The sequence below is a fragment of the Neobacillus cucumis genome (assembly GCF_023715505.1).
The window spans coordinates 13249-34928 of the sequence record NZ_JAMBOH010000025.1; the positions used below are offsets into that span (position 1 = coordinate 13249).

Sequence of the window (21680 nt, forward strand, 5' to 3'; positions counted from 1 at the left end):
GGTAAAAAATCAAATGCAGCAATTTTTGGCGAACTTGGACTTAGGAGCAAAGGGATTATGGTTTCCTGTTACAGCAAGTATTTTATTTGCACTAACAGTCCTAATGATTCCTAAAAAAAATATTTCTTGGAGAGAGATCTATATTACATTTGGTGTTGTAGGATTTATTACTTGGTTTAGCGATGGTCTAATTGCCAGGGAACTCGACCTTTTTGATATTGGAGACCCGAAAAAAGCGGGAATTGGGGATCTTCTTAGTTATACGTTTATACCAAGCTCACTTGCCATACTTTATTTAAATTACCTTACTCCTAATAATAAATGGAAATTAACATTTTGTTTCACAATAATTGCGCTTTTAATAGAATTTGGCATGGTCTATGTTGGGTATATGAAATACAAAGGATGGAATTGGTACGTTTCAATCATAGTTTTTCTTATCGCTTTCGGTTTTTTATTACCCATGCATATAAAGTTAATTAGAAAAGAGTGACGGATGTTCTTTTTTTAATCCACAGCTTTTTAAGCGGACATTATTCTGTTAAATTATGTCCGCTTTATATATATGAATTAAAATTGTTTACATCCGTTAATAGGGTTACTTCCCCCGACTTCTTGCCTACAAGAATGGTTATCAATTATTAAACCCAAACACTCGACATATTTCCCTACATAATAAGTTTCCATCGGCCCCAGATAGCTAGTAGCAGGTTTCTTTTCTTCGGATAGATGACTCGCTTTTCTAATACAAATCCTGGGCTCACTGCATACATCCTTAAAGTGTTTAATCCTTCATTACAATTGATCCTGCTACAGTGCCCTAGGATGTTATCAAGCACCCCTGCTGCCCAGTTATTCAAATTTTTCAGTCTTTCCCCTAAAAAATCAAAAACACTCAAAATGTTGATTTCACAACATTTGTGAGTGTTTCCTATTTATAAAATTAGTATCAGAATTTTTCTAACCAAAAATAATTGACTTCAACTGTTATCCAAAGGTAACCGCCTCTAATCCAACCTGTTACCAGATTGGTACGAACCCATTTATTTCTGTCAAAACAGATTCGATCTCATCGACAATGGTTTCGGGAATTTTGAAGCCAGATGCGATAGCATTTTCCTCCACTTGTTCAGGACGGCTGGCCCCAATAATCGCAGAACTTACTCCAGGCTGTCTTAATACCCAGGCAAGTGCTAATTGCGACAATTTGATTCCTAGACCCTGTGCCATATTTTCGAGTTTTTGCACGCTTGTTAAAACATCATCATTTAAGTAACTAGTAATCCATCTGTTTGTTTCCTTATTGGCAGCACGGCTGGTGGATGGGATGTTTTGTCCAGGTTTATATTTTCCAGTCAAAATCCCTTGTGCCAACGGAGAAAATACGACTTGCCCCATTCCGTGTTTCTCACTGACAGGCAAAATCTCTTTTTCAATATAACGGACAAGTATATTATAAATGGGCTGATTGGATATGATCGGCCTAAAATTCTTTTCTTTTGCAACATGAGTGGCTTCTGTTATTTGTTCTGCCGACCATTCACTCACACCTGCATACAGGACCTTTCCTTGTGAAATTAAATCATCTAATGCTCGAAGCGTCTCTTCTACCGGTGTTTCAGAATCATAGCGATGACATTGATATAAATCAATATACTCTACCCCAAGACGTTTCAAACTTGCCTCACATTGTTCGATAATATGTTTTCTCGAAAGTCCCTTGTCATTTGGGCCGTCTCCCATTGGAAAATAAACTTTCGTTGCTAACACATAACTGGAGCGTTGGTATTCCTTTAACGCTTCGCCTAAAACCACCTCTGCTGCTCCCCGGTTGTAGGCATTGGCTGTATCAAAGAAGTTAATTCCTAACTCATAGGCTTTATGAATACAAGCAATAGCCTTCTCCTTTTCTACGGCGGTTCCATATGTCAGCCAGCTCCCTAACCCAATTTCACTAACCTTTAAACCTGAGTTTCCCAGTTTACGATATTCCATTACATCATCCTCCTGCTTTATTTGAATAAGAAATTAGGATAAAAGCCAATTAACTTTATTCTCTCCCTCTATTTCGTTGGTTTATAGCATCCTCATTATATGGATAAGTCACATATATATCACTTGCTCTGTTTAATCGGTCGATTTGCTCCTTCGTTAATGACCAGCCTGCTGCACCAAGGTTTGCTTCCAACTGTTCCATCGTTCGGGCACCAATAATTGGAGCTGTTACAGCTGGTTGATTTAATAGCCAGTTAATGGCCGCTTGGGCCGGCGTTTTTTCAGCTTCTTTCGCCACAGCATATAAAGTCTCTAGCACTTGCCATGTAAATTCATTATTATAATTGCTCCAGGACTCGCCCCAGCCCTCTTTTTCCGCTAAAGCCACACGAGTATTCTCAGGAGGGGTCACCATATCCTTGGTATATTTTCCGCTGAGCCATCCGCCGCGTAATGGGCTCCAAGGAATGACACCCAATCCTTCATTGATACAAACGTCTAGCAGTTCCCATTCTGTTGCCCGGCAGAGAAGATTATGTTGCGGCTGCAGACAGACAAATGCTTCCCAGCCATTTTGGCGGCTCGTGTCAATCGCCTTTTGCAATTGCCAGCCTTTAAAGTTACTTGCTCCAATATAGCGGACTAGTCCTTCACGAACCAGATCATTTAATGTGCTTAATGTTTCTTCCAAAGGTGTACGTGGGTCCCAAGCGTGAACCTGATAGAGATCAATATAATCGGTACCAAGGCGGCGCAAGCTTTCTTTGACACCGTTCATTATATGTTTACGGCTTAAACCTATGTCATTTGGACCTTCCCCCATGGGAAAACGGACTTTTGTGGCAATGACAAAGTCATCCCTTTTTTGTTCCTGCAGCCATTTGCCAACGATTTCCTCCGAAATCCCTCTGGTATATACATCGGCTGTGTCAATAAAATTGCCACCTTCTGCAACGAAACGGTCTAAGATTTTGAAGCTGTCTTGTTCACTTGTTTCACGGCCAAACGTCATCGTACCTAAACAAAGCTCACTAACTCTTAAACCCGTTTTTCCTAAATAACGAAATTCCATTGTGTTTCACTCCTTATTTTTTATATATGAACACGATTTTTGCGCAGGAACTAACGTATTTTCTCCCTAAATAATCCGGCTGCCAGCTTAATAGTTTTTAGCTTTTTCATCAAAACCTCCCATCAAAATAGTTTTTCGATTAAACTAACTAAGCGCTTACATCCCTATTATAATTAGTTTTTTAAAAATAGGAAAATAAATTGAATCGCCGTGTTTTCCATTATTACTTTAATTATTCCCTTACAAAGATTCATAAAAAAATGACTATGTTGCAAGATAGTTAGTTTACTGGATAGAGTAAGTTTGGTAAAATTTAATAGACATACGAAAGCGTTTTCTTCTCTTGAACTATACAAAAACATTTATGAAAATGGAGGTATAGAATGGGCCGGACAAATGAATTTGCACACCGAAAGGCGCAGAAGACATTTAAACTTGTGGATGCAGCAGGAAATCCTGTTACAGGAAAGGAAGTATCTCTAAGACAGAGCAACCATCAGTTTTTATTTGGCTGCGGTATTTTTGATACGATCAAAGTAGCAAATAAAAGTGTACCAGCAGACAGACTAGGATTTTTGGAAGATAAAATGGATAAGTTCTTAGATGTTTTTAACTTTGCCACACTCCCTTTCTATTGGGGAGTATTTCCTGACTATTGGGGAGGATTTGAGCCTGAAAAAGGAAAACCACGGACAAACGAATTAAAGGCTGCGACACTTTGGTTAAAAGAAAGAAACGTAACCGTGAAAGGACATCCCCTTGTCTGGCACACAGCAACGGCTCCATGGCTTTTGAATATGAGCAATGAAGACATCCTGAAAGCACAGCTGGCTAGAATTGAACGAGAAGTATCAGACTTCAAAGGATTAATCGATATGTGGGATGTCATCAATGAAGTGGTGATCATGCCCATCTATGATAAGTATGACAACGGGATTACAAGAATCTGTAAAGAACTTGGCCGTGTGGGTATGATTAAAGAAATGTTTGCCAAAACACGTGAATGCAATCCTGGTGCGACACTATTATTAAATGATTTTAATACATCGATTAACTATGAAACTTTAATTGATGGATGTTTACAAGCAGGGGTTCCAATTGATGCGATTGGGATTCAGTCCCATCAGCATCAGGGATATTGGGGACGTGAGAAATTGGAAGAAGTACTGGAGCGTTTCTCCCACTTTGGTCTTCCGATTCATTTTACCGAAAACTCATTGTTATCCGGGCATCTTATGCCGCCTGAAATTGGAGACTTGAATGATTATCAGATTCCAGATTGGCCATCTACACCAGAAGACGAAGAACGCCAGGCAAAAGAAGTGGAAGAAATGTATTCGATTCTATTTAAACATCCACAGGTAGAAGCCATTTCATCCTGGCAGTTCAGTGATTATGGGGCATGGATTGGTGCTCCCTCCGGTTTTATCAGAAAAGATAATAGTTTAAAACCATCTTATAAAGTCCTGCAGAAACTGATTAATGAAGACTGGTCCACAAATGTAAGCTGCAAGACAGATGAGAACGGACTGGTTTCCTTTAAAGGATTCCTTGGTGATTATGATCTTGTTTGTGATGATAAGAAAGTAAGCTTTCAATTAAATAAGGATGATGAAACAGTACAGATCGTAAATCTAATCAAAACAGATGTACTAGTATAAACAACCGGCTAATTTTCGGCATGTCCTGAGCATCGGGAAAAGCATATATGTCGGATTCAATGGTTTGTCCGCATAAATCATGCATTTGAAAAATCTTAAACGATGAATCTGGAAATGACCATTAAGGATTTGTACAGAGTATAAAAAGCAACCCCAAAAATTAATAGAGGTGATTTGGCTATGGCATACCCAGAAATTAAGAAAATCGATTACAATCCTTCTTTGAAAGGCTTGGCACACATATATCCAGATATTGTCTATTCACTTGCCCAAAGGTCCGGCACGAAGATGACGATTATTTCACCTCAGATTCCTGAAGGCTCGCAGGAAAAATACCCATGTATCGTTTTCGTGCAAGGCAGCGGCTGGACTTTTCCAAATATTTATTATCAAATCCCACAGCTCTCACAGCTCGCTGCCAAAGGCTATGTAATTGCAACCATTACTCATCGTAACAGTTTGGAAGGAAACCAATGGCCTGCTTGCTTCGAGGATGTCAAAACGGCGATCCGATTCATGAGAGCAAAGAGTTCAGAATATCATATAGATTCTGATAGAATTGGTATCTGGGGTACTTCCTCCGGAGGAAATATGGCTTTGCTAGCTGGGCTTACAGGTGATGATCCTAACTATCGAACAGAGGAATATGCCGATTTTTCGGATCGGGTTAAGCTGGTCGTGGATTGCTTTGGACCCGCCGATTTGCTAAAGCGGGAAGCTCGTCTGAACAATCCAACTCCAGTCGATATCGCTCTGGCAGGTGGAAATCCAAGAGAAAATTTGGATGTTTTTAGAGATATGAGTCCATTTTACAAAGTGAAGGAAGGAATGGCGTATCCGCCATTTTTGCTGGTGCAAGGAAATAACGATGAGCCGGTGCCATATGAGCAGAGTCTTACTATGTTCCATAAATTGTGTGACTGTGGAGCAGATGCCCAGATGATTGAGGTTGATAATGGACCGCATGAGGGTACTTTTTGGAGTCAGGAACTATTGGATTTGATTTTTGGGTTTATAATGGAACGTTTATAAAAACAAATTGCCGTCAGTAGTCATGTTCTAGAATGACTACTGACGGCAATTGCTGCTTGTCCCTCTTATCTGTCGTAGACCGGTATTCGTTTCCGGTTATGAATCCCTCTTATCTGTCGTAGACCGGTATTCGTTTCCCCTTCGACGGTTATGAACCTCTCTTATCTGTCGAAGGCTTCGATTCCTTTTTCCTTCGGGGGTTATGAATCCCTCTTATCTGTCGTAGACCGGGTATTCGTTTCCCTTCGACGGTTATGAACCCCTCTTATCTGTCGAAGGCTTCGATTCCTTTTTCCTTCGGGGGTTATGAATCCCTCTTATCTGTCGTAGACCGGTATTCGTTTCCCCTTCGACGGTTATGAACCCCTCTTATCTGTCGAAGGCTTCGATTCCTTTTTCCTTCGGGGGTTATGAACCCCTCTTATCTGTCGTAGACCGGGTATTCGTTTCCCTTCGACGGTTATGAATCCCTCTTATCTGTCGAAGGCTTTGATTCCTTTTTCCTTCGGGGGTTATGAATCCCTCTTATCTGTCGTAGACCGGGTATTCGTTTCCCTTCGACGGTTATGAACCCCTTTTATCTGTCGAAGGCTTCGATTCCTTTTTCCTTCGGAGGTTATGAATCCCTGGCGATTTGCCAGTGAATAGACGGAACAAAACAAATGCCCTTTTGCTGTTAACTGTTCTAACGTTATCTTCATTTTGGAAAAACATCCTTTTAAAGATAAAGGATCTATTATTTCCATAGCTCCCCAGGCAACCCCTTTCATTTGTGTCAGAACAGTGTTGAAATAAAATCTCTTTTTTTATTCATAACAATAATAGTAGAAGCAACCAATATTAATGGTCTATTTCCGATTAGTCCTCTAATTTCCTATATGTATTCAGCCATATTCCCCAACTCATTTTTTATTAAGATTGTTAGTTATTCTTTTTATTTTATATGAATGTCCTGCTTCAAATTAACCCTGTCATTAGTAAAAAAGCGGACTGCTCCTATTGAACAATCGCAAAACTCGTTAGCTTAAGATAACTCTTCAATCATATTTTTCAGATTACCTTTTGTTTCTAATAATTTAGCCTTCTCTTTTGTATTATCTTTTTGTTCCACATAGTAAAAAGGTTGTCCTTATGACAAACGGTTCAGCTTTACTTGAGGAACTCACTGAATTTCAGCCTGCTGTTGTGTAACCCTTGGTTTTATTTCTTCTTGCTCAATTGTTAGCGGATGTAAGGCTAGTAGTTGTGGCTGTTATTAATGCCATACCTGTTATTCTTTTTAGCAAAGTAAGCACCCCCTTCATTTCAATCTTCTCTTCTATAAACCGGCCATCTTGATTGTTAAATTTTAGTTCTTTCAGTCCTAGGATCACATCAGAATCCGATTGGATTCTTTAGCTTTCTTTTTCAACGTTTATATATAGTTAATATGAAGAAAATGGACAGTAGGTTTCATTATTTAGAACAAGTTGAGCAAAATATAGATTTTTATTATTCAACCAATAAAATGATCAAAAAATAAACCAAATTGCAAAAAACAGCTTCAAATTAGAAATTTGATAACAAAAAACGGCTGTTATGCCTAAAAAATGGCCTCAAATTGAAATTTTTGCGATTCGAATTCCTCAGCCAAAAACGATATCTTAGAAATGCCAGAAATGTGATTACCATGTTAACTGGCCAAGATCAATGTGATAAGGTGGCTCAGGTAATATGAATTTAAAATCTGGTAATATCAAGGGATTTGAACAGTATTCACAATTTGAAAACTTAGAGGAATTTAACCGCCATATGGAAATGTGGCTGCTCGATCATAAGAAGTATTTTACAAAGGGTGAATTAATTGGATTAAAAAGATTAGTGCGGTTCTCTGCAAAGATCCCAGGTGTTTGTAATGCCAAAATTGGAACCATTTTAAAAGCGATTAATCAACAATATGCAGAAAACATCCTTTCACGTTCCACTTTTAAACGGATGGTTCTTAGGGGGAAACAAATTGGGATTTTCACTGTCTATGAGACCGAAAGAAGCAATGGATCCCAGTCCAGCAATCTCTATGTATTTAATCGTTTTCCTACTTGTGAACCACCCAAACAAGAAAGCATGAGCCGCCCTAAAGAAACTATTAATCTTTTAAAAACTGAAAAAGATCAAAAGATAAATAAACGTAAGGAAGAACCGTCTAAATTGGATTACATTTATGTGAGCAACCGTGTTCCACAGCCTTTCGTTGAATTAGTTAAATGCATCTTTCCTGATGCAAAATTGATCGAAGAATATTGGCGAATGGCCCATATCATTGCCTATGGCTATGAATTAGACCATGAAACCGATCTAATCGTTACCCTTGCCATCCAATCCTTTAAGCAGTTAATTCGAAAACTAAAATGGACAAATGCTGTAAAAAACCCGATTGCTTACTTCTGTGGAATCTTAAAAGGGAAATTTTTTCAGTACTACGAGGAGAGGCTAAATGAAAGGCACGAAACAGGACTTATTCCATATAAACCGATTTGTTTTGAGTTTAATGGAGAAAAAATGGAGTGGGATTGGTTAAATTCCTACATTTAATGGCAGAAAAACATGCTATTTCGGGATCCGAATCTAAGAAAATTGATAGCATTTTCGTGTTTAATGTTAGTTTGTTTACCTATTTATTCTGGTATTGTGTTCTTTTTTGGTGGAGGTGCTTTGATTTTCTCCAGATAGCTCCACTTTACATATGTCTTTTAGCATTTTAAATAACTAGTCAGTTTAATGAATTTAATGATAAAACTCTACAAGCGGTATGTGTAAAAGATAAGACAGGAGCGTCGAGTACTTTTAAAAAGAGTATCTATGGGAATGCGCCGTTTCATACTGAAAATGCCTACATAATTTATAGTGAATTAACCAAAAGGAGAGATGCCTAGATGTATCCGTATGGAAATTATCAAGTTCCACAAACTCAGTTTGAGTATTATCCATACATCCATATGGTCCTGACAGACAACTATCGCAAATATCGCAATTATTTCAACAGCCGCAATGGCAGCGGCTTGAACGCAGAGTTAATTTGCTAGAAAGTGAATTTGACCAACTTTACCGCCGTTTACTACGAGTAAATCGGACGCTTCGTGCAGTGGAAAACAGATTACACATACCATTTAGCTTGTTTGATGGGGAGTTTTAACACCTGCTGCTGGATTGAAAGTGGCTATTATTATTTTTTGCATGTTCAATCACTCCCTTGATACAGATACCCTTATGGCACAGAATCCAAAAGAGAAAAAGTCGGCTATTACTGGCCGACCTTGGATCTATTCATTGATCATCTTTAAGGCTACATTTAGTGCGTCAACTACCCTGTCACACCAATGGTCAAATTCTTCATCCGGTATTTGTAGTTCAGGGTGTGCTACTATGTATTCGACCGTTTGCTTAATCCCTTGGTCAAATCGGGTCGTAGCAACAAAATCGGGAACCAGTCTTTTTAGTTTCGTATTATCGAAAACGACGGAATTGGCCTTATCCCCCAGTAATCCACCCCTGTAATCCTCTTTACTGCATGCATCCAAAAATTCAGATGACACATGAATCGCATTGAGTTTCACTCCGAGTACGTCCGCGATTGCTTCGTAAATTTGATTCCAAGTAAGACTTTCATCTGAAGTGATATGAACAGACTCACCGATTGCGTGAATATTCCCCATTAAGCCAATAAAGCCCTTCGCAAAATCAGTAGTGTGTGTCATCGTCCACAAGGATGTTCCATCCCCATGAATAATAACGGGCTTATTTTCCAGCATTCGTTTTACTACCTGCCAGGAACCTTTGCTTCCATGTACTCCAAGTGGGATCGAACGTTCATCATAGGTGTGACTTGGTCTGATAATCGTAATCGGAAAGCCTTCCTCCCGGTAAAGTTTCAGCAAATACTCTTCACAGGCAATCTTATTTCTCGAATATTGCCAATATGGGTTTGATAATGGCGTTCCTTCTGTAATTCGATAGTCGGCCAAAGGAGTTTGGTAGGCAGAAGCAGAGCTAATAAAGATAAATTGTTTCGTTTTCCCCTTAAATTAGCGATAATCTCTTTCTAGTTGTGCAGGTTCAAACGCAATGAAATCAGCCACAACATCAAACTCTAACTCTTCCATCAGTCTGGAAACTTGGTCTTCATCATTAATATCCGCTTGAAGTAAGTTTACCCCTTCTGGCAAGCGATCCTTTCGATTCCCCCTATTAAGAAGGTAAAGCTCGCATCCCATTGTGACCAATTGCTTTGTAATGGCAGAACTAATCGTTCCCGTCCCGCCGATAAATAACGCTTTCATTTTTTTCACCTCCGCTAATTTTAAGGCCAACCATTCTATTTATACCTTAGCAAGTAACTATTCTATTTTGTTTTCAAAATCCCTTTTTTCAAATTTATAATGCTTCCAATCAACTGATTCGACCCATAGTTAATTCATAAATATTCTCTATTTATTTTTTGTGAGGAACTCTTCTAGAGTGTTAGTAACGCACATGCATGTTATTATAGCCCCCCTATTAACGTACAAAATATTTCAAGTGTATCATCCTGGTCTCAAAACGATTTGTTAATGAACTACACAAAATTTTTTTAAAAAAACCCCTACCAACCAACATCTTTCTATATGAAAATACGTAAAGTAATTATGGCCAATGGAATGTACCATCCTTGACATAGTTTTTACCCCTGAATGACAGACTGTTTAACCACTTTATACCTTTGAAATAATCAAGAATGTTTTAGGTGTTATACAAGTTAATGGATTTCCATTAGAGCAGTCTTCCGCAATTGGGCCAGCTAATGGAATAAACTAAATTATACAATCATACAGTTTCATCCATTTGACGAGCAACCGTAAAGTTACATATACTTGTCAGATAGCTGCAGGGGTGCTTATATTCAAGGAGGTAAAACATGGATTACATTTCACCGAAAGAAGCGGTGTTAAGGGTGAAACGGTGGCCAAAAGATACGATAGCCGCGGGTCGTCGTCATAGCGTTGGGCTTAAATGTGACGGCACGATGACGGCTGTGGGTGATAATAAATATGGCCAATGTAATGTACGCGGCTGGCGCGATATTGTGGCCGTCGCAGCTGGTAATGTTCATATGGCGACGAACACAGGTAATGCTCATACAATCGGTCTGAAATCTGATAGTACTGTGGCGGCTGTGGGTTGGAATAAGCATGACCAATGCGATGTAAACGACTGGCGCGATATTGTAGCGGTTGCGGCAGGTTGGCGTCGTACCATTGGGCTTAAAAGGGATGGCACGGTGGTAGCAGTGGGCCGAAATAATGAAGGTGAGTGCAATGTAAGCGGCTGGCATGATATTGTGGCAATCGCGGGTGGTGACTGGCATACCATCGGTCTTAAATTGGACGGCACGGTGACGGCTGTGGGTAATAATCGGTATCACCAATGCAATGTAAGCGGCTGGCGCGGTATTGTGGCGGTCGCGGCTGGTTATCTTCATACCATCGGTCTTAAATCGGACGGCACGGTGACGGCTGTGGGCTTGAATAAACATAACCAATGCGATGTAAACGGCTGGCGCGGTATTGTGGCAATAGCGGTGGGTAGTAATCATACCATCGGTCTTAAATCGGACGGTACTGTGGCGGCTGTGGGTTGGAATGAGTATGGCCAATGTAAAGTAAGTGATTGGCGCGATATTGTGGCGATTGCGGCGGGCTGTGCCCATACCGTTGGGCTTAAATCGGACGGCACGGTAGTTGCTGTGGGTGATAATGAATATGGGCAATGCGATGTAAGCGGCTGGCGCGGTATCCAACTGCCCGGCAATTAGTTTTTATTAACAGCCAGCCAGAGAATCACTGAACGAGTTAATGAGCATTGCTTCAGAAATAAGGCAATTCATAAATGGCGCGTTTATGGAAGACTTAAGCCTAATTCCTCGATCAAAACATGGAGGGATTAGGTTTTTTCATATTTCAAAATTATTGAATTTATCCTATGGGTAATTGCGTTGGCAGCAAGCGGTACATTTCATGGCAACGGCTGGTGAAAAAATTCACACCTATGCAAGATGCAACAATTTGTTAATAAGAACAACCTAAAAAGCCTTTGCTTGTGGCTTTTTCTGATTGAGATGATCCCTGTTTTTAGGTATAAGTCTATGCTCGAATAGGATCTTTTAGCGGCTACTTTGTAGATTACGCCTTTGATTAAAAGAAGAACCAAGGTGGTTAAGCCTTTTTATTTTTATTTTATATTATGACTTAGCACTTTTATGGTTAGGGAGCCTTTTCTTCGCTATGTAGTGTGTACTGATTTTCTCTAATGGTAATAGATTGGGCTTTTTTATTTTCGAAAATGCCCTGACACCTTTTCGATTTCATCATATTTTGTATTGAGTAGATGCAAAGGAGGTTATTATATGGATGGTGTTGGAGCTGGTGGAGGTTTCGCATTAGTAGTTGTATTGTTTATCCTGCTTATTATTATTGGAGCATCCTTTATGGGTGGAGGATATGGTGGAGGTTTTTATTAATTAAATAATCCATTTGAAAGGGGGATACTTATGTTCGGTTACGGAGGATTTGGTGGCGGCTATGGTTATGGCGGCGGTTACGGCTACGGCGGCGGTTTTGCCTTAATCGTTGTTTTGTTTATTTTGTTAATTATCATTGGTGCTACTTGCTTTTATTAATTAAAAGCATCCAACCTGATTTTTCCAGGATAAAAAAGCCCTTGTTTAAGGGCTTTTTTATTTTGGCCTTAATGCACCGAATACATAAGATCACTGGGAAGTATAATGGTTGGCGGTATGGCTGATGGGCACTTCTAGCTGATGCATCAGTTTTTATAAAGTTTCATCAGGTTAGCCCTTATTTCATATTAAAACTGCTAACACTAATCCCCATGGGCATTCCACTGTTAACCTTTCTTCCCCTAGTTTCCCATGTACATTTTGTTCGTAATGTGCAGTAAGTCTAATAATTAAAACAGGTATATCTATATTTATTATTAACCACCCTAATCCATTAAATAAGAAATCTTGTTTTATATCGCCTATGACTTCCTCATATATTCGAGCCATTGGGTTGTATCATAGGGGAACACTGTTTACTACTTCCCCTGCAAAACATACCATAGGGGAACACTGTTTACTACTTCCCCTGCAAAACATACCATAGTAATTTATAATCCATTTTCTTACCTTGTTTATTATTTTTATCTGTTACTATCCAATTACAATCTTTCTTTTGTACTTGATAAAGTACATTTGTACCATCAGACTTTTTAAAGAGCATATAACCTGTGTTGCCTTTTATAAAGCTTACAGGGTCTATAACATTCTTGTAAGGAATCTTTCTATCAGGAAGTAAAATGTTAGTTACTATTTCTTCTGCAATATTAAAAAGAGGTTTAAATTCATTTTTTATTTCTGCTTGGTATTGCAATTGATTGTATGTGTAAGAAAAGTAAGACTCTAAATTCAAATTAAAAGACTGTTGTATATCTGAAATTGTTGCCCTGTAGAATTCATTAATTTCTTTTTCTTCTTTATCCCCCTCATGTTTAAAGCTAATTGTTTTAACCCCAAGTGGATTTATTTTGAAAGTTATTGTTTCCTTACCATAAGGAGGGGCATGTGCATGTTCAAATGTTGTGACTTGGATTTTTGCAATAAAGGTAAATTGACCCTCATGGTCTCTGACGATACTCAGAATCTTAATATCATATAAACCATATTGTTTAGGATAGCCATAGTAATTAATAATTTCCTTATGTATAGATGGGTCAAGGGCTGTAATCAATGTATCATACATAAGTTTATAATCAGGTTGTTCACTTTGAGCATAAATCTTACTGGGAATAATCATCAAAGTTATTGTAGCAATTAAAATATAAATTAATTTTTTCATGTGGAATTAAGCCTCTCTAAAAATACTTTTCATATTTAACTTGTGCCAATATGAGCATATTAACTAAAGTTTTTTAGAAAATTGGCGTAAAACTATCCTGAGGTAGAACTTGAGAAAAATCCTAATGCCCTTAATGTCTTATTCAATGGAGTGTTCCTAAGAACACTTATTCCGCCACATTCATCACTCTTCACCCGCCGTTAGATCGAGTTCAAATCCCCTAGGAATTTGTCTTCCGGTAGATATCGCAGATTGCTTGTGCTTGGGCACAGATTTTTGGTTCTCATGATGCGAATCAATTTCCTCTACCGTCAGTAGAGATTCATTTTCCCAGTTTTTCAGAATTCCAACCACATAACTCAGCCTTCGCTTGTTATTGGCACACGCAATATTCATCGCTTTTAAAATGACCTCTTTCGGGTGTAGGAAGCTGGAATCCTCTACCCAAGCTAACAGCTGCTGTTTCGCATTGATGTTTGAAAAACCAAATCCATTGGAGTCCCAAAACTCAACGATTTCTCTTACATCATTTTGATTGTTCAGTAAAGGTTTCTCGATGTCTCGATTTTTCTCTAGATTCGGATGAAGAGCTTCTATTTCTTTTTGTTCACGTATCTTATTTGGACACGTGAACGTATTGTCAAGTTCCTCACACTCAGAGTCTTGAAAGGTCTCATGTTCTTCTTGTCCGCTTTTTTCATCAACGAGTAACATCTCTTCTTGTTGACAAAACGATTCATATAGGCTGCGTATATCCTGTTTTCGAATGGCTTCCGCGACGTATTGAATAAGTGAGGGATCCTCGACCTCTTTTAGTTCGGAATAAATACAATCCATTACGGGTTTTCCACCTTTATGCAGGTTATCTTTCCCCCAGTTTTTAATTGCGAGTTCCCTCGATACAGGATTGTAACGAATCAACTTGTGATGCAGGGTGAATCGTTCCATTAACGAATTCACACTCTCAATCGAATAGCCCAAATCAAAAGCCATTTGTTTTTTCGTGATTTTATAAATTCCAATCTGAGTTGTATTGGGATTGGTAAGAAGATAAAGATAAAAGTATTTGTCCTCTGGAGTCATCTCCTCAGATACAATCGGATTCTGCCAAAAATCAGTACGTACAATTCTATATTTTGCCATCTGCAGCCACTGCCTTTCTTCCATCATTACTTTTCATCCTACATATACAGTTGATTGGTGAAAAAGGTCAGTAATTTTTTCATGATCATGTGAATTTTTTATGATACATTAGTTCGTTATGCATGCATCATTTGTATTTTGATGATTCACTACGGCTAGGTTGTTCTCAATATTTGGCTTCCAAAGCTTCTTGTTGTTGTTTTTCTTTTTCTTTTTCTTTTTGCCCACGTATCGTATGATGGAATGAGAACGTCTCGTCAATTCTTCACATTCAGGGTCTGGATATGTATCATGCCCATCTTGGCAGCTTACTTCATCATTGAAAAACATCTCTTCTTATTCACAAAATTGGGAAAAGAAATAGATTGAAATTCATTCTATGAAAGTACTATTCTTTCATAGATAGGTAAAAAATCACAACAACTATGAAAGCGAGAAATAGTCATGCATTTATTTGATATGAGAAGATTTTGGATGATGATGATCGGAAATTTATTTATAGGAATTGCTGTTTCCCTATTACGTTTAAGTAATTTTGGTACTGACCCTTTTAGCACAATGAATTTAGGAGTTAGTGGATTTTTACATGTTTCATTGGGAATTTATCAATTAATTTTTAATGTTTTCTTACTTATCATTGTATTTATCTTTGTTCGGCATACGATTGGGATTGGGACGATTGTTAACATGGTTGGAATCGGCTTTTTTTCCGACTTCTTTGTTTACGGTTACCATGAGCTATTCGGTTCTTCTCCGCTGTTGATTACAAGAAGTATATTCCTTCTTATTGCCATCATCATCGTTGGACTCGGAGTTGCCCTTTATATGACACCCGATATGGGCATTGCGCCGTACGATGCTATGCCACTAGTTATTCAAAAAATATCGCATAATAAAATACCCTTTGCATTTGCTCGAATCATGGCAGATGTTACATGTGTAGTTATTGGTTTTTCCTTTGGATCAATTGTGGGGGTTGCTACAGTGATCACTGCCATTTGTATCGGCCCACTTGTGCAATACTTCCGGAAACATCTTGCGGAACCATTATTACGAAATAACCAGAAAGCCTTACCCGTTTCATTTAATTTAAATAAGTAATTGCGAATAGCCTCTATTTTTAGATAGAGGTTATTTTTAATTCTAGTAAGACTTTTTGACCATACATGAAGCTGAGTGATCTCCACGACTAGTTAATTTCTTATATCAAAGAAATCTGACATAAATTTTTCATAAATTCTTTTTATCCGGCTTTGTTCATTTAATTTCCATTGACCGGACTCTAATAATCTCTTACTATTTTACTGTCTTACTTTATTTGCATAATTACTTAATGGTTAAGGAGTTTTTTTATGGAAGATAGACAAAAGAAACCTCTATCGTTATCGTCAAATTCTGTGCGTTTGGGCGTGTTATTGGCTTTGGTTGGAGGATTTCTAGATGCTTACACTTTCATAAGTCGAGATGGTGTATTTGCCAATGCACAAACCGGAAACATGGTACTATTAGCGGTCAAAGCAGCGAACCGAGACTGGATTGGGATGTTACTTTACATTCCGCCCATCCTTGCTTTTATATTAGGCGTTTTGATTTCGGAAATTTTCAAGACTCCCCGTGTTAGACATTTAGTATATAGCTATAGACGGTCCATCCTTATACTAGAATGTCTCGTGTTGATTTTTGTTGGGTTGCTGCCGAGCAGTGTCCCGAACATGGTCGTGACGGTGTCCATTGCGTTTGTGTCTTCCCTGCAAATTTCTACCTTTAATAAATTAGACAGGTGGGCGTATAACTCAACGATGACTACGGGAAATTTAAGGACGGCCACACAAGCTGCTTATTTAGCTATTAAAGAACATAACCAAGAAGCTAAAAGGCAATTTCATGAATTCTTTTTCATCATTCTATCCTTTATATTCGGTGCTTTAGCCGGAACTTTTTCCACAACGTATATAGGTAATCGAGCAATCTGGTTTGCATCAGGTATTCTGATTGTCGCGCTTATCCTATATCATAGAGACAGGGGATTTATAAGAAAACAGGAAGCTTGTCTTAAAGATCATATGAAACTAGCACAGGGATGAACAATTTTGTTGGCCTGTCCCCTACCTGGGGACAGGCACTCTTATTGATGTCATTTATTAACGACAGTCAACCAAGAAAAAATAATGCCCACTTTCAATTGAAAAATAGTTTAAAGTAAATATAGTTTACCGAAAAAAACGGAGAATTTGTTGATTCTCCGTTTTTAATATGAATAATATTGTATATGACTTTAAAATAATCACTTTTATCTAAATCAATCTCAGATTAAATCTACCCTGCTTTTTCTACTAAACAGTTTTTTTCCCATTTTTCATATTCTTTACCTGCCGTCCAGCTTAACCACGATACTAGAATTCTTAATTCATTTGGTCCGACATACCAGTATTCCCAACGCTTTTTTTCTGAATTTTGATAAATTCCGGTTTTGTAGACATATTTCATGTGAAATCACTCCTTGTATCAAACCTATTATTTTAATAATTTTCGGAAGATTATAAAATAAATATTCTCCAATTATCCAAAAACTCCTGCTAAAGCGCTATCATTTAACCATACCTTTAGTTTTATTTTTACGAATGATTTTTAATTAAGGAATCAATTGTGGTCGTCCAGTTAATTGGATATTAGATTAAAACCCATATCCTTTGACAGGATCCACTACGAACTTGATTCTCTTCTAAAACGAAGCTAAACCTTTTTTGGCAAATAAAAAAGTTTGGCTTCGTTTTATGAATATAAAAAGAGCCTAAATATACAAGTAGTCTATAAAAACTTGCATAATGAGGCTCTTTTTAATTATTCCTTGTTTCAGTAAAGCCCGTTAGCATTCCTGTAGATCGTTATTTTTCGACTTTGAAAAAATAGAGCTCCTCAGTAAAATGAGTATAGACACCACTCTAACTCCCAACTTTAGGAGGAACCCTACTATGAAGTTTAAAATGCAAAACAAACAAAATCAACTAATAGAAAGAATTTCCGTTAAACATCTTGTTGTCGGCGTGATATAGCTCAACAATTTCATGTCGCCAGAGCCGTAAATTTCCGTGGAATTGTTGTCGGAGAACCTCTAACGTTCAAAAATAATGAAGAAGGATTTACTAGTTTACTAAAATGGATAATAAATCTTCAAAGATTAAACAACTTGGATCAAGCAATTGTTGGGATGGAACCAACTGGACACTACTGGATCAATCTTTCAAAATGGCTCCTTAAACAAAATATTGAGGTAGTAACGGTAAACCCACATTTAGTAAAAAGGAATAAAGAAAACCGTGATAATACTCAATCAAAAAGTGATAAAAAGGATGCCTTAGTCATCGCTGATATGGTAAAGAACGGTTACTACTCCGAGGTTAGATACACATCAGAAACATTTGAAAAGCTAAGGGTCCTTATGTCAAACCGTGATGTAGTAGTGAAACGCCTAGTAAGTTCTATCAATCAATTAAATCGTTGGGTAGATATTGTCTTTCCTGAACTCCGTCAAGTCTTTAAAGACATTACTGCAAAAGGAGCAATCGCAACCCTTCGCCTATTTCCAACTCCTATGGAATTGGCCACCAAGCAGACTCATGAGATTATTATTGGCTGGAAATCTCTTATGAAGAGGCAACCTGGATTAAAAAAGGCCCAATTACTCCTCCAGGTAGCCAAGAACTCCATCGGTTCAAGGCAAGCACTAGATGCTTATAAATTTCATTTGGAGCAATTACTTGAAGAATATGATTTAGCAGTAACACAACTCGAGAAAGTTGAAAAACAAGTTACCGATGTATTATATAAAATTCCTTATGCTAAAAAGCTGCTTACCATTAAAGGAATTAGTGAAATATCTCTAGCCAAGGACAATTGAAAAATAAATCTATACAATTCGAATGTTGGCTTATTCGCAGGATTTCAAATATGTACGGAGTACCAGATTACTTAAACATAAGGGCTCTGACCCATTCCGATAGCAAAACTGGCCTCAGGAATGAAAGGGCAAATGACTTGTTGAGACTTGGGAGGGAAAGCCTCCAGGGGCGGCGTGGAGCATGTACATTATATGGTAAAATATGGAGTACAATTATACTCCTCTATTTCACTATGCCTCCGCGAAGCTTTTAATGGATCTGGCCCCTCATATTCTATCATTATGAAATATCAAGGTACATGAAATCCTGCGAATAAGCGAGTATCGGGAGAAAATCGTATTAAACTGAGGGAGTTTAAGGAGAATATTTCACAAACTTACTTTTGAAATAAGAAAAATGGCTACCTTCATCTTGAAGAGTCACTAACTGAAAGTTGGAGAAGAAGTAAAAATTATCTATTAATTTTTCGAACAAACCTCATATTAATCACAAGAACTATAAAAATGATTGGATATAAGGTCCAGAATACCACAAATTCCATCCATTATAGTAAAAGTATTCAGTTTGCAAGGAAATCCATTCAAAAATAATTGAAAAAATAGACCAAGATAAGATATATATTATTTTCTTTAAAATCCTTTCTTCTAAAGGATAATAATTGAGAAACAATAAGCTAATTGAAGGGAAGTATAAAATGATTCCTAAAAGTCCTAACCATTGAAATCCTTTTTCAAAATAACCATAAAGATGATAATGCATATCTAATATAAAATCAGTCGTTATACCGTAGGCATAAGCAAAGAAACATGTGGCGTAAATTTCTATTTTATTAATCCTTTTCGGAATATAAAATGCAATGATGTTCAAGATGATAAAAATTATATATATAAAAATCCACACATTAATTTGTCCTCCTTATATCTGCTTGACTTTTGCAACACCTAATGCAAAGTGATTCCAAAGAACATTCTCAATAAACTCAGATTGTGATTCTTCACAATCAATAATTAGAATAATCTCGGAATGCCTTCCTTTTAATAATCTTTTTTTCTTCTTTAAGACCACTTCGGTAAAAAGTCTAATTGCTAGTCCAAGCACAAACCCTATAAAAGCACCAATTAACCCCCAATAAATTGGACCCCATGATAATTTAAACCCAATACTCACACCAATAACTGAAAAGGCTGTGGCAAGAGCTGCTCCTATATCAATCAGCGTTGTACCATCAGAGCGATGAAGGGAATCAAAAACTTTCCGCTCCTCTTTTCGATTATCAAGTGGGACAGCAAATATACTTTCTTTTGTAATCCCTTCTTTTTCTAAAGTGGAGATTGCCATTTCTAAATAGGAAGTAGTTTCAAAAGTTGAAAAAAGTTGCAAATTAATCACATCACCTTTTGTCCTTTTAGTATTTTGAAACCTGTTGACTGATAGTTTTCTTGTAAATGAGCCCTTAATTCTTTTTCGAAAAGCTTATTATTTTCAACTGTATTAATATATGAGTCATACAGCGCAAAACCATAGTGTGATGGAATAAATAATAGCCATTCTGGTTTTAGCACAGAGGTAGCTTCTTTCACCTTGCCTAAAACCAAAAGTGAAACTGCCTCTTGGACGTGTGAATAATAATAAAAGATGACTAACCAACCGATAACAAACAAGGCAGTCAAAAGCCTGTGTATATAGAGTTGTCCAAGACCAGGGATAAACAATGACCAAATAATGGAGAGAACTGGGTTCCTTTTATCTAGATAGTTAATTTCTACTGCTCCCAAAGCGAATGAATTAAAACGATGGTCCTCACGTTCCGCTAAAAGATAAACTCTATTCATATCTATCGTCGTTCGGTAACTATCCCAAATCCCAAAAATGTAAACAGGGATATACATGAGAAGCCACCTAGTATTTAATACATCTTTAGCCATGTCTATATTACCTTGAAATGAGTAAATCATTGAAAGATTGACATGGGCATTAATGTTAACAACAACCTCCCAGAGAAATAAAGCATATCCTCTAAGGTATTTTGACAAGAGTAAATGTCCAAAACCAGGGAATGCAGCGGACCACCATGCGATGATGTATGGGTTCCTTAAATGAAGCTGAGTTGTACCAAGAGTGCTTACATGTGCTTTATATCTTCTAGCGGTATTATCATTTGTATAGTTGTTCATAAAGCCACCTTAAGGAAACAATTAATTTTCCATAGTATTCCACAAATCGGTTTATTTATCCTGTTTACTACTAATAGAACTAATCTTCCACGTTTGTTGAATAAGAAAAAAGCGTCTCCACTTGTTGTAGAAACGCTGCTGTTACCTAATATCATACTTATCTTTACATTTACCTGTAACAACAAAGTGAGGACTGCCATCCTTACGGTTAAAGACTCTCCAGTATTCACTGTATTCATCGTCCTCTGAAGTGTCTGGGAAAACCTCTAATACAAAACCTTCCGCTAAAAAGACCTTTAATCCTCCAACCTCATCTGAGTCAATGCTTTTAACAATATTGTTTTCTTGTATGCTTTCCAAAAAGTAGTTAATACGCTCATCAAATCTATTGTTCCTTGAATATCCCAATCAAAGTCTTCATTATCTTCATTCCATCCTGACCTAGGAGAATAGAAATCCCTTGAAGCTACTAAAATCTTATTTTCTTTGATAATTCTCCACGAACATTGAATATGTAATGCGTATTCTGCTGTTTCTTCAGTTTCACCCTTCCTTGATACTGAAATCATTTCGCCAAATCCAAGCCAAAAGAGACTAGATGCTCTTCCCGCATTCCTTAATTTCAAACCCACTAGTTTACCTATTTCGGAACTATTGCAACTTTCATACACGTCTCCTGTAGGGATTTATTATTTAAGTTAAGTACCCGTTTGTTTAAGTACAATATTTCACAAAGAAAAAAATAAAGCTTTAAGATAAAATAGGTATTACCCTTTTTGAAGTAATACCCCTTT

At 37.5% G+C, this 21680-nt stretch carries 22 protein-coding genes and 2 pseudogenes; 11 read left to right on the forward strand and 13 right to left on the reverse strand.

Translation table 11 applies throughout. The features are described 5' to 3' along the window. Positions 1 to 13 precede the first annotated feature (13 nt). Positions 14 to 493 (forward strand): hypothetical protein, encoded by a 480-nt coding sequence (locus tag M3226_RS24395; protein WP_251571243.1) that lies wholly within the window; start codon positions 14 to 16, stop codon positions 491 to 493. A 175-nt stretch (positions 494 to 668) separates the two neighbouring features. On the opposite strand, the gene M3226_RS24400 is transcribed toward M3226_RS24395, so the two are convergent. The 3 genes from M3226_RS24400 to M3226_RS24410 form a co-directional block, all read right to left on the reverse strand. Continuing rightward, on the reverse strand, positions 669 to 839 hold the full coding sequence (locus M3226_RS24400) for a hypothetical protein (RefSeq protein WP_251571295.1): 171 nt from the start codon (positions 837 to 839) through the stop codon (positions 669 to 671). Positions 840 to 1020: 181 nt separating this feature from the next. Next, positions 1021 to 1995 (reverse strand): aldo/keto reductase family protein, encoded by a 975-nt coding sequence (locus M3226_RS24405; protein WP_251571244.1) that lies wholly within the window; start codon positions 1993 to 1995, stop codon positions 1021 to 1023. 55 nt (positions 1996 to 2050) lie between these two features. Next, complete coding sequence (locus M3226_RS24410; RefSeq protein WP_251571245.1) at positions 2051 to 3067, reverse strand: aldo/keto reductase; 1017 nt, start codon at positions 3065 to 3067, stop codon at positions 2051 to 2053. A 383-nt stretch (positions 3068 to 3450) separates the two neighbouring features. Here M3226_RS24410 and M3226_RS24415 point away from each other — a divergent pair, with 383 nt between their 5' ends. Beyond that, positions 3451 to 4728, forward strand: coding sequence for an endo-1,4-beta-xylanase (locus tag M3226_RS24415; protein WP_251571246.1), 1278 nt, complete (start codon positions 3451 to 3453; stop codon positions 4726 to 4728). 180 nt (positions 4729 to 4908) lie between these two features. Beyond that, entirely contained in the window at positions 4909 to 5760 is an 852-nt protein-coding gene (locus M3226_RS24420) for a prolyl oligopeptidase family serine peptidase (protein ID WP_251571247.1), read from the forward strand. 512 nt (positions 5761 to 6272) lie between these two features. Here M3226_RS24420 and M3226_RS24425 read toward each other — a convergent pair. Beyond that, the gene (locus M3226_RS24425; protein ID WP_251571248.1) at positions 6273 to 6461 is read right to left on the reverse strand and encodes a hypothetical protein; all 189 of its coding nucleotides are present in this window, start codon (positions 6459 to 6461) and stop codon (positions 6273 to 6275) included. A gap of 1012 nt (positions 6462 to 7473) precedes the next feature. Here M3226_RS24425 and M3226_RS24430 point away from each other — a divergent pair. Together M3226_RS24430 and M3226_RS24435 are read left to right on the forward strand one after the other, a co-directional pair. Beyond that, the gene (locus M3226_RS24430) at positions 7474 to 8331 is read left to right on the forward strand and encodes a hypothetical protein (RefSeq protein WP_251571249.1); all 858 of its coding nucleotides are present in this window, start codon (positions 7474 to 7476) and stop codon (positions 8329 to 8331) included. A 341-nt stretch (positions 8332 to 8672) separates the two neighbouring features. Further along, positions 8673 to 8822 (forward strand): hypothetical protein, encoded by a 150-nt coding sequence (locus M3226_RS24435; RefSeq protein ID WP_251571250.1) that lies wholly within the window; start codon positions 8673 to 8675, stop codon positions 8820 to 8822. A 237-nt stretch (positions 8823 to 9059) separates the two neighbouring features. Here M3226_RS24435 and M3226_RS24440 read toward each other — a convergent pair. Continuing rightward, positions 9060 to 10076, reverse strand: a pseudogene (locus tag M3226_RS24440) (SDR family oxidoreductase). Between the two features lie 614 nt (positions 10077 to 10690). Here M3226_RS24440 and M3226_RS24445 point away from each other — a divergent pair. From M3226_RS24445 to M3226_RS24455, 3 genes are all read left to right on the forward strand, one after another. Further along, positions 10691 to 11587, forward strand: a complete 897-nt coding sequence (locus M3226_RS24445; protein ID WP_251571251.1) for an RCC1 domain-containing protein — start codon at positions 10691 to 10693, stop codon at positions 11585 to 11587. Between the two features lie 591 nt (positions 11588 to 12178). Further along, positions 12179 to 12292, forward strand: a complete 114-nt coding sequence (locus M3226_RS24450) for a YjcZ family sporulation protein (protein WP_205178538.1) — start codon at positions 12179 to 12181, stop codon at positions 12290 to 12292. A gap of 30 nt (positions 12293 to 12322) precedes the next feature. Continuing rightward, complete coding sequence (locus M3226_RS24455) at positions 12323 to 12451, forward strand: YjcZ family sporulation protein (protein WP_251571252.1); 129 nt, start codon at positions 12323 to 12325, stop codon at positions 12449 to 12451. 460 nt (positions 12452 to 12911) lie between these two features. Here the strand turns inward: M3226_RS24455 and M3226_RS24460 are convergent, their stop codons facing one another. The 3 genes from M3226_RS24460 to M3226_RS24470 all read right to left on the reverse strand — a co-directional run bounded on the left by M3226_RS24460 (position 12912) and on the right by M3226_RS24470 (position 15143). Further along, a complete protein-coding gene (locus tag M3226_RS24460) occupies positions 12912 to 13670 on the reverse strand; it encodes a DUF3888 domain-containing protein (RefSeq protein ID WP_251571253.1) in 759 nt (252 codons plus the stop codon). Positions 13671 to 13853: 183 nt separating this feature from the next. After that, positions 13854 to 14813: a DnaD domain protein gene (locus tag M3226_RS24465; protein WP_374110685.1), complete on the reverse strand. Its 960-nt coding sequence runs from the start codon at positions 14811 to 14813 to the stop codon at positions 13854 to 13856. Between the two features lie 108 nt (positions 14814 to 14921). Beyond that, positions 14922 to 15143, reverse strand: coding sequence for a hypothetical protein (locus M3226_RS24470; RefSeq protein WP_251571255.1), 222 nt, complete (start codon positions 15141 to 15143; stop codon positions 14922 to 14924). A 144-nt stretch (positions 15144 to 15287) separates the two neighbouring features. On the opposite strand from M3226_RS24470, the gene M3226_RS24475 reads away from it, so the two are divergent. Beyond that, positions 15288 to 15914, forward strand: coding sequence for a YczE/YyaS/YitT family protein (locus tag M3226_RS24475; RefSeq protein ID WP_251571256.1), 627 nt, complete (start codon positions 15288 to 15290; stop codon positions 15912 to 15914). 251 nt (positions 15915 to 16165) lie between these two features. After that, positions 16166 to 16897, forward strand: coding sequence for a YoaK family protein (locus M3226_RS24480; RefSeq protein ID WP_251571257.1), 732 nt, complete (start codon positions 16166 to 16168; stop codon positions 16895 to 16897). Between the two features lie 232 nt (positions 16898 to 17129). Here M3226_RS24480 and M3226_RS24485 read toward each other — a convergent pair whose 3' ends face one another. Continuing rightward, the gene (locus M3226_RS24485; protein ID WP_251571258.1) at positions 17130 to 17300 is read right to left on the reverse strand and encodes a hypothetical protein; all 171 of its coding nucleotides are present in this window, start codon (positions 17298 to 17300) and stop codon (positions 17130 to 17132) included. Between the two features lie 485 nt (positions 17301 to 17785). On the opposite strand from M3226_RS24485, the pseudogene M3226_RS24490 reads away from it, so the two are divergent. Continuing rightward, positions 17786 to 18699, forward strand: a pseudogene (locus M3226_RS24490) (IS110 family transposase); the annotation flags it as partial. Between the two features lie 508 nt (positions 18700 to 19207). On the opposite strand, the gene M3226_RS24495 reads toward M3226_RS24490, so the two are convergent. The 4 genes from M3226_RS24495 to M3226_RS24510 form a co-directional block, all read right to left on the reverse strand. Then, the gene (locus tag M3226_RS24495) at positions 19208 to 19612 is read right to left on the reverse strand and encodes a CBO0543 family protein (RefSeq protein WP_251571259.1); all 405 of its coding nucleotides are present in this window, start codon (positions 19610 to 19612) and stop codon (positions 19208 to 19210) included. Positions 19613 to 19627: 15 nt separating this feature from the next. Continuing rightward, positions 19628 to 20092 (reverse strand): hypothetical protein, encoded by a 465-nt coding sequence (locus tag M3226_RS24500; protein ID WP_251571296.1) that lies wholly within the window; start codon positions 20090 to 20092, stop codon positions 19628 to 19630. 5 nt (positions 20093 to 20097) lie between these two features. Then, positions 20098 to 20886, reverse strand: coding sequence for a hypothetical protein (locus M3226_RS24505; RefSeq protein ID WP_251571260.1), 789 nt, complete (start codon positions 20884 to 20886; stop codon positions 20098 to 20100). 296 nt (positions 20887 to 21182) lie between these two features. Then, positions 21183 to 21518, reverse strand: a complete 336-nt coding sequence (locus tag M3226_RS24510; protein WP_251571261.1) for a hypothetical protein — start codon at positions 21516 to 21518, stop codon at positions 21183 to 21185. Between the last annotated feature and the right edge of the window lie 162 nt (positions 21519 to 21680).